The organism is Micromonospora sp. 4G55 (assembly GCF_016803375.1).
In genome coordinates, this window is sequence record NZ_JAEVHN010000238.1 from 1 (window position 1) to 8593 (window position 8593).

The 8593-nt window shown below is 74.3% G+C and carries 7 protein-coding genes and 2 pseudogenes; 7 read left to right on the plus strand and 2 right to left on the minus strand.

What is annotated here, in order from left to right:
* On the minus strand, nucleotides 1-437 hold a 437-nt coding region (locus tag JNW89_RS19465; protein WP_238449988.1), incomplete at its 3' end, for a hypothetical protein.
* 222 nt (nucleotides 438-659) lie between these two features.
* Between JNW89_RS19465 and JNW89_RS19470 the strand changes: the two genes are divergently transcribed.
* From JNW89_RS19470 to JNW89_RS19500, 7 genes and pseudogenes are all read left to right on the plus strand, one after another.
* The gene (locus JNW89_RS19470) at nucleotides 660-1559 is read left to right on the plus strand and encodes a DUF4097 domain-containing protein (RefSeq protein WP_375155120.1); all 900 of its coding nucleotides are present in this window, start codon (nucleotides 660-662) and stop codon (nucleotides 1557-1559) included.
* Nucleotides 1556-2158, plus strand: coding sequence for a PadR family transcriptional regulator (locus JNW89_RS19475; protein ID WP_238449990.1), 603 nt, complete (start codon nucleotides 1556-1558; stop codon nucleotides 2156-2158). The genes JNW89_RS19470 and JNW89_RS19475 overlap by 4 nt, the downstream gene beginning before the upstream one ends.
* A 68-nt stretch (nucleotides 2159-2226) precedes the next feature.
* A complete protein-coding gene (locus JNW89_RS19480) occupies nucleotides 2227-2928 on the plus strand; it encodes a response regulator transcription factor (RefSeq protein ID WP_179801668.1) in 702 nt (233 codons plus the stop codon).
* 55 nt (nucleotides 2929-2983) lie between these two features.
* On the plus strand, nucleotides 2984-4537 hold the full coding sequence (locus JNW89_RS19485) for a cell wall metabolism sensor histidine kinase WalK (protein WP_238449991.1): 1554 nt from the start codon (nucleotides 2984-2986) through the stop codon (nucleotides 4535-4537).
* 62 nt (nucleotides 4538-4599) lie between these two features.
* A pseudogene (locus JNW89_RS19490) lies at nucleotides 4600-6217 on the plus strand (trypsin-like peptidase domain-containing protein).
* Nucleotides 6218-6404: 187 nt separating this feature from the next.
* The gene (locus JNW89_RS19495; RefSeq protein WP_238449992.1) at nucleotides 6405-7076 is read left to right on the plus strand and encodes a BON domain-containing protein; all 672 of its coding nucleotides are present in this window, start codon (nucleotides 6405-6407) and stop codon (nucleotides 7074-7076) included.
* Nucleotides 7077-7227: 151 nt separating this feature from the next.
* Nucleotides 7228-8283 carry a glycosyltransferase family 4 protein gene (locus tag JNW89_RS19500; RefSeq protein WP_238449993.1) on the plus strand — a complete coding sequence of 352 codons (1056 nt, stop codon included), beginning with the start codon at nucleotides 7228-7230 and terminating at the stop codon, nucleotides 8281-8283.
* 38 nt (nucleotides 8284-8321) lie between these two features.
* Here JNW89_RS19500 and JNW89_RS19505 read toward each other — a convergent pair.
* A pseudogene (locus tag JNW89_RS19505) lies at nucleotides 8322-8593 on the minus strand (serine/threonine protein kinase); the annotation flags it as partial.

The following is an 8593-nucleotide window of genomic DNA, read 5'->3' on the forward strand; positions in this document are numbered from 1 at the left end:
GGGCAGTCCAGCGCCGCCCAGACCGTGGCGGGCACCACGCGGTCGGGGGCGCGGAACGGCGCGGCGGTCCGGCCGTCCGGCAGCCGTCCCGGGAAGATCCGCAGCCCGTCCGGGCGGTCCGGGCCGCAGACGTAGCAGCCGGGAAAGGGGTGGTCCCGCAGGCCGGGGTACGCGGCCGAGGCGGCCGCCGCCGTCGCCGGGTCGACCGGGGCGACCGCCGCGGGTGCTTCGTCGGTCGGGCGGACCTGGGCGACGAGCCGCCCGTCCGGGTCGAGGACGTCGCCGTCGGCCAGGGTCAGCGGAGTCTCCAGCGGGGGCGGGCGGCGCAGCGTCACCTCGACCGGCCGGTCGCCCCCGTACGCGTCGGCGAAGACCGCGGCGCTCCACCCGCCGTTGCCCGATCCGGGCGGCCCGTTGAACCGGGACTCGATGATCATCGACGCACCTCCGTCGTGCCCGGCGCCGCCGCCGGGTCCGCCCGGGCAGCCTGCCACGCCGGCCTGGTGGAAGGTCAGGTAGCCCGGCGTCGGCGGTTTAGGGCGGATCGCCGACCGCCGTTCACCGGATCGACATCCTTCGCCGGGGCGCCGGCAACCCCGGCCACCTACACCTGGCGGCCTGACGCGCACCCGACTCGCGACGTGTCTTGTCCTATCGCGATGTATCGCGTTACGCTCCTCCCGAGCGCGGGCCGTCGGCCGTGCGCATCGAGGGGAGGACGCCATGACCCGCTGGACGGTCGAGCAGCCGCGACGCTTCACCCTGGACGACCCGGTCACCGAGCTCGACGTGCGGCTGATCAGCGGTCGGCTCAACGTGGTCGCCACCGACGGCCGGCCCGGGTCGACATCACCCAGGCGGGCGGCGAGGGCCGGCCGATCCACGTCGAGCACCGCGACGGCCGGCTCAGCGTCGTCCAGGAGCGGAAGTTCCGCTGGTCGGAGGTGTTCCGGTGGGTCGGCCCACTGGCCCGCTGGCCCCGGGTCGACGTCTCCGTCGCGGTCCCCGCCCACGTGGCGGCCACCCTCAAGCTGATCGACGGTTCGCTGGTCGCCTCCGGGCTGCGCGGGCGGACCCGGGCCGACGTGACCTCCGGCCAGATCACCCTGATGGGGCTGCGCGGCACCACCGCCGCGAAGATCGTCTCCGGTCCGGTGGAGGCGCTCGGGGTGGCCGGCGAGGTCACCCTGGAGACCGTCTCCGGCGAGGTCATCCTGGCCGACAGCGCGCCGGGCCAGGTCCGCGCGCACACCGTCTCCGGCGCCATCACCTGCGACTTCGACAACCCCCGCCGCAGCGAGATCCGGCTCAGCACCATCTCCGGCAGCATCACCGTCCGGGTCCGGGAGGACAGCGACCTCGCCGTCCGGCTGCACACCACCTCCGGCCGCATCACCAGCGGCTTCCCCCAGGTGCTGGCCAGCCGGGGCCTGGCCGCGGTGCGCGACAGCGAGGGAGTCCTCGGGGCGGGCGAGGGTAAGCTCTGGGCCTCCGCGACGTCGGGCAGCATCGCGCTGCTCGCCCGTGAAGTGGACGACGACCAGGAGGAGCTGCCGTGACCGCCGTGTTCAGTCACGGGCGGCTCCGGCTCTACCTGCTCAAGCTGCTCGACGACGGCCCCAAGCACGGCTACGAGCTGATCCGGCTGCTGGAGGACCGCTTCCTCGGCCTGTACGCCCCGAGCGCCGGCACCATCTATCCCCGCCTGCAACGGCTGGAGGTGGAGGGGCTGGTCACCCACACCGCGGCCGGCGGCCGCAAGGTCTACGAGATCACCGAGGCCGGCCGGGCGGAACTGCGGCAGCGTGCCGGTGAGCTGGCCACCCTGGAGTCCGACATCACCGCCTCGGTGCAGGACCTCTCCGCCCTCGCCGGGGAGATCCAGACCGAGGTTCGCGGCTCGGTCCGGGACCTCAAGCGCGAGCTGCGCGAGGCGGCCCGGCAGACCCGGCAGGCCCGCTGGGACCGGCCGGTGCCGCCGCCGGCTCCCGCCCCCGCCGCCTCACCGCTGCTGACCGAGTTCGACCAGCGGCTGGCCGCCTTCACCATGGAGGTCGGCGGGCTGGTCCGGGCGCACCGGCTCTCCGACAACCAGTTGCGTACGGCGATCCGGGTCCTCGACGGCGCGCTCGACGGGCTGCGCCGGCTGCTGCGCTGACGCGGCTCACAGGGTCTTTTCAGGAAGCGTCCAGCGCCGGCGCAGCCGCGTCACGGATGATGGCGGGCATGGCCGCTACCCAGACCGAGGCGCGACTGCTCGTCGTCGAGGACGATCCCAACATCCTCGAACTGCTCTCCGCCAGCCTGCGCTTCGCCGGCTTCGACGTGGCTACCGCCACCAGCGGCAGCGCGGCGTTGAGCACCGCGAAGGACCACCGTCCCGACCTCGTGGTCCTCGACGTGATGCTGCCCGACCTGGACGGCTTCGAGGTCATTCGGATGCTCCGCGAGGGCGGCACCCGTACCCCGGTGGTGTTCCTGACAGCGCGGGACGCCACCGACGACAAGATCCGTGGGCTCACCCTGGGCGGCGACGACTACGTCACCAAGCCGTTCAGCCTGGAGGAGCTGACCGCCCGGATCCGCGCGGTGCTGCGGCGTACGGCCACCGGCGAGCACGCCCCCTCCCGGCTCACCTTCGCCGACCTGGAGCTGGACGAGGAGACCCACGAGGTGCACCGGGCCGGCCAGCGGGTGCAGCTCTCGCCGACCGAGTTCAAGCTGCTGCGCTACCTGATGCTCAACGCCAACCGGGTGCTCAGCAAGGCGCAGATCCTGGACCACGTCTGGAACTACGACTTCCGGGGCGACGACAACATCGTCGAGTCCTACATCTCGTACCTGCGTCGCAAGGTGGACAACACCGAGCCCCGGCTGATCCACACCCTGCGCGGGGTGGGCTACGTGCTGCGCAAGCCGGCAGCGTGAGCGCGAGGAGTGAGCCGGTTCTGCGAGCCCCGCAGCCGCGAACCACGGTGCACCGATGAGCGTCCTGCACGACGCGAAGGGTCGACTTCGCAGCGTCCCGTTGCGGATCAAGCTGGTCGCGTCGGTGCTGGCGCTGGTCGCCGCCGCGCTGGTCGTGATCAGCTCGCTGACCACGTACTTCCTCCGCAACTACCTGGTCGGCCAGGTGGACGCCGAGCTCCAGGCGGCCAGCGTCCAGGTCGGCCGGGTCCTGCCCGACCTGCAGTCCGGTCGGGTGCGCGCGTCGCTGCCCACCGACTACGTCGTCGCCGTGGCCAACGCCGACGGCGGCGAGATCATCGGGTACGACCCGGTCCTGGAGCGCGACGACCTGCCGCCGGTTCCGGCCGACGTGGCCGGCTTCCGGGCCGAGGAGGGTGAGCCCTTCACCGTCCGGGCCCAGGACGGCCACGACCGCTGGCGGATGCTCTACCGCGAGCTGCCGGACGGCAGCGTGCTGGCGGTCGGCCAGCACCTGACCGACGTCGACCTGGCCGTCAAGCGGCTGGTCTGGATAGACCTCCTGGTCGGCGGGGCGGTGCTGATCCTGCTCGCCTCGATCGGCGCGGCGATCGTCCGGACCAGCCTCAAGCCGCTGGTGGAGATCGAGCGCACCGCCGCCGCGATCGCCGGGGGCGACCTCACCAGACGGGTGCCCGACCCGGAGGAGGGGCAGGAGTGCGCGACCTCCGAGCTGGGCCGGCTCTCCCGCGCGCTGAACGCGATGCTGGCCCAGATCGAGGCCGCCTTCACCGCTCGGGCGGCGTCGGAGACCGCCGCCCGCTCGGCCGAGGCCGGCGCCCGGGACGCGGCACACGCCGCGCAGACCTCCGAGGCGCGGGCCCGCCGCTCGGAGGAGCGGATGCGGCAGTTCGTCGCGGATGCCTCGCACGAGCTGCGTACCCCGCTGACCACCATCCGGGGCTTCGCCGAGCTGTACCGGCAGGGCGCGGCCCGCGCGCCCGAGCAGACCGCCGACCTGCTGCGTCGCATCGAGGACGAGGCGGCCCGGATGGGGCTGCTGGTGGAGGACCTGCTGCTGCTGGCCCGGTTGGACCGGGAACGGCCGCTCTCGCTGGCCCCGGTCGAGCTGCCGGTGCTCGCCTCCGACGCCGTGCAGGCCGCGCGGGTGGTCGCCCCCGACCGGCGGATCGAGCTGGAGATCGAGCCCGGCTCGGGCCCGCTGGTGGTGCACGGCGACGACGCCCGGTTGCGGCAGGTCATCGGCAACCTGATGACCAACGCGCTCACCCACACCCCGCCCGAGGCGTCGGTCACGCTGCGCCTGCGCACCGAGCCGGGGAACCTGGCCGTGGTCGAGGTGGCCGACACCGGCCCGGGCCTCACCCCGGAGCAGGCCGAGCGGGTGTTCGAGCGCTTCTACCGCGCCGACGCGGCCCGGACCCGCCGGGCGAGCGGGATCACCAGCACCGGGCTGGGGCTGGCCATCGTCGCCGCCCTGGTCACCGCCCACCACGGCACCGTGCAGGTCGCCGAGACCCCGGGCGGCGGGGCGACCTTCCGGGTCCGGCTGCCGCTGCTGCCGGACACCGACGGCGAGACCGAGTGACTTTCAGAAAACATTCAGGCGGGTTCCAGGCTGGTGCCAGTGCGACGGGAGAAAGTGGAGCCATGACCGAGTTCGAGACCGACCCGCAGCGGCGACCGGCCGCCCCCGACGCGGAGCCGTCGCACCCCACCGCCGAGCTGTCCCGCGTCGAGCGCGGGCAGTCCGACTCCACCGAACCCCGCCCGGTCGCCCCGGGCGACGCCGCCGGCACCGCGGGGGAGCCGGCCGGCACCCAGCCGAGCGCCGCCGCCACGCCGGACGCCGAGACCTCGGCCGCCCCGTACGCCGGCCAGACCTCCGCCGCCCCGTACCCGGGCGCCGGGCAGACCTCCGCCGCGCCGTACGCCGGCCAGGTCTCCGGTGCCGGGTACCCGTCGACCGGGTATCCGCAGGCGGGCCAGGCCCCCGCCGCGCCGTACCCGGGCGGGGCGCACGGTGGCGACCAGGCCTACCGCCCCGGCTACCAGCGTACCCGTCCGCCGGTCAGTACCCGGCCGTCGGCTACCAGCCGGGGCAGCCCGGGCAGCAGTCCGGCTGGACGGCGGGCTACCCGGGTGCGCAGGGGCCTGGTGGGCCGGTCCCGCCGCAGCACGGCGCAGCCGGTGCCGCCCTGGGCCGCCGGCCCGCGCCCCCTCGAAGGTGGCCAAGTTCGTCGGCGCCGGCGTGGCGGTCTTCGCCCTGATGCTCGGCTCCGGCGTGGCCGGGGGCGCGCTCGCTCTCGCGGTCGACGACTCCGGCGGCATCACCCGCACCTACTCGGCCGCGCCAGTGATCAACAGCGCCGACCTGCCGAAGATCGCCGCCGCCGTGCAGGACAGCGTGGTCTCCATCCTCACGGACAACGGCGAAGGCTCCGGCGTGATCCTGAGCGCGGACGGCTTCGTGTTGACCAACAACCACGTGGTCGCCTCCGCCTCCGGCGACACGGTCCGGGTGGTCTTCGCCGACGGCAAGACCGCCCAGGCCAAGATCGTCGGCACCGACCCGAAGACCGACCTCGCCGTCGTCAAGGCCAGCGGCGTCAGCGACCTGAAGGCCGCGAAGTTCGGCGACAGCGACGGGATGCAGGTCGGCGACCAGGTGCTCGCCCTGGGCAGCCCGCTGGGCCTGCAGGGGTCGGTCACCGCCGGCATCCTCAGCGCCCGGGACCGGACCATCCAGGCCGGCGAGAACGGGCAGCAGCAGAACCCGCAGCAGGGCGCCAGCTCGATCTCCGGGCTGCTCCAGACCGACGCGCCGATCAACCCCGGCAACTCCGGCGGCGCGCTGGTCAACACCCGGGGCGAGGTGATCGGCATCAACACCGCGATCGCCACCGCCGGCCAGGGCAGCAGCGGCAACATCGGGGTCGGCTTCGCGATCCCCAGCAACAAGGCCAAGGACGTCGCCGAGAAGCTCCAGCGCGGCGAGAAGGTCAGCCACCCGTCCCTCGGGGTGAGCGTCAACGCCGCCGAGGACGGCGGGGCGCTGGTCGCCGCGGTCGTGCCGGGCAGCGCCGCCGAGAAGGCCGGCATCCAGCGGGGCGACGTGATCACCCGGTTCGGCGACAAGGTGGTCAACGACTCCAACGACCTGGTCGGCGCCGTGCAGGCCGGCAAGGTCGGCGACCGGGTCGAGGTGACCTACAAGCGAAATGGTGCCGAGGCGAAGGCAACCGTGACGCTCGCCGAGACGTCATAACACCAGACCTGCCTCCTCCGGGGCGGCGGGTGGCGGAGCCAAGGGGGTTGGCTCCGTCACCCGCCGCTTTTTTCGCACCCCGTGGCCGCCGACGCCGGTCCGGTGCCGGTTCACCCCACCAGGGTGAACGGCCTCACCCGAGGAGCCGGCATCCTCGCCAGGAGCCGACCGCACGGGAGGGGACGCCATGACGACGGCAGCGGCCACCCGCACCGATCCGGACATCCAGCGCGACGTGCTCGACGAACTGGCCTGGGACCCGCAGGCCCAGCCGCACGAGATCGGGGTGAGCGTCGCCGACGGCGTGGTCACCCTGACCGGCCGGGTGGACAGCTACGCCCGCAAGTGGGCGGCGCAGCGCTGCGCGCACCGGGTACGAGGCGTGCGGGCGGTCGCCGACGACATCGAGGTACGCCTGCCCGGCCTGGACGGTCAGGACGACGGCGAACTCGCCCTCGCCGCCGTACGGGCGCTGGAGTGGGACAGCTTCGTGCCCGCCGAGCGGCTGGACGTGACGGTCGCCGACGGCTGGCTGATGCTGCGCGGCGAGGTGGAGTTCGGCTACCAGCGGCGTACCGCCGAGCAGGAGCTGCGCCGGCTGCGGGGCGTACGCGGGGTGACCAACCTGGTCGAGGTGGTGCCGCCGGCCCCGCCCAGCGCCGAGCAGACCGCCCTGGACCTGCGCCGGGCGTTGCGCCGCCGGACCGGCACCGAGGCGATCACCGTCGAGCTGGCCGGCGACACCGTCGTCCTGGGCGGCACCGTCCGCTCCTGGTGGGAGCGGGACGAGGCGGAGCGGGTCGCCTGGTCGGCACCGGGCGTACGGGCCGTCGACGACCGTCTCGTCGTCACCGGGTGAGCCGCCCGCCGCGTCCGACGAATGTCCGTTTAGCGCAGCCGGGGTGGGGAAATCGCCGCCGATCCCGCTCACCGGGAAGCAACGGGGAGGACCTGTGGCCGTGACCCACCGTCCGTCGGGGAGCCCGCCGGAAGGGCCGCTGCGGATCGCGATGGTGGTCCCGCCGTGGCTCTCGGTGCCGCCGCCCGGCTACGGCGGGCTGGAACAGGTGGTGCACGGGCTGGTGGACCGGCTGGTCGAGCGCGGCCACGCGGTGACCCTGTTCGGCGCGGGCCGGCACCACGGCACCGCCGCCGACTTCGTCTCCACCGTCGAGGACCTCCAGTACGCCCGGCTGGGCGAGGCGCTGCCGGAGCTGGCCCACCTGGCCCGGGTGAAGCACCTGGTCTCCGCGGCCGACTTCGACGTGATCCACGACCACACCACGATCGGTCCGCTGGTCGCCGGCCGGCGGGCGGTGCCCACCGTGGCCACCGTGCACGGCAACCCCGTCGGGGAGTACGGCACCGTGCTCAGCGACGTCGACCGGGGCGTGGGGTTGGTGGCCATCTCGCACACGCAGCGCCGGCTGAACCCGGGTCTGCCCTGGGTGGGGACCGTGCACAACGCGATGGACGTGCGGGAGTTCCCGCACAAGCAGGACCCCGGCCGGGGCCCGGTGCTGTGGCTGGCCCGGTTCAGCCCGGACAAGGGCCCGGACCTCGCGATCCGCGCCTGCCGGGCGGCGGGCCTGCCGCTGACCCTGGCCGGCAAGTGCAACGAGCCCGCCGAGCGGCGCTACTTCGCCGAGGTCGTCGAGCCGCTGCTGGACGAGGACGTCACCGTGGTGTTCAACGCCGACCGGGAGGCGACCATCCGGCTGATGGTGGACGCGCGCTGTCTGATCATGCCGATCCAGTGGGACGAGCCGTTCGGCATGGTGATGGTGGAAGCGATGGCGACCGGCACGCCGGTCGTGGCGCTGCGGCGCGGCGCCGTGCCGGAGCTGGTGGTGGACGGGGTCACCGGGCTGATCCGGGACCACGCCGAGGAGTTGCCGGCGGCGTTGCGCGCGGCGGACCGGCTGGACCCGGCGGCCTCCGTCGCGCACGTGGCCCGGAGCTTCTCCACCGACGGGATGGCGGAAGGCTACGAGGCGGTGTACCGGCGGCTCGCCCTCGGCGCCGCCGCGCCGGCCCGGGAGCCGACGCCGGTCGCCACCCGCTGACCCACGAACCGGCGGACCGGCGCAGCCCCGGCCGGAGGTCAGACCCGGCTGGTACCGAGGTCCACGATGGCCGCGTCGAGCCGGCGTGCGTACGCCGGGGTGATGCCACCCTCGTCGACGCGGTGGGTGACCTTGTCGCGCAGCAGCGCCACCGGCTCGGCCAGGTCGGACCGCCCGTCGGCGGCCGCCCGGGTCAGGTTGGCCAGCACGTTGCGCAGGTCGGTGCCGACGTCGGCGCGGACGTCGCCGCTGCGCACCCCGTCGTCGATGAGCCGGCGCAGCCGCTCGGCGGCCTCGGTGAGCCCACCGG

What these genes read in the sequence shown, in the direction of transcription:
- JNW89_RS19470 (WP_375155120.1), top strand. Translation starts at nt 660, where the DNA reads ATGTATCGCGTTACGCTCCTCCCGAGCGCGGGCCGTCGGCCGTGCGCA.
- JNW89_RS19480 (WP_179801668.1), top strand. Translation starts at nt 2,227, where the DNA reads ATGGCCGCTACCCAGACCGAGGCGCGACTGCTCGTCGTCGAGGACGAT.
- JNW89_RS19485 (WP_238449991.1), top strand. Translation starts at nt 2,984, where the DNA reads ATGAGCGTCCTGCACGACGCGAAGGGTCGACTTCGCAGCGTCCCGTTG.
- JNW89_RS19495 (WP_238449992.1), top strand. Translation starts at nt 6,405, where the DNA reads ATGACGACGGCAGCGGCCACCCGCACCGATCCGGACATCCAGCGCGAC.
- JNW89_RS19500 (WP_238449993.1), top strand. Translation starts at nt 7,228, where the DNA reads ATGGTGGTCCCGCCGTGGCTCTCGGTGCCGCCGCCCGGCTACGGCGGG.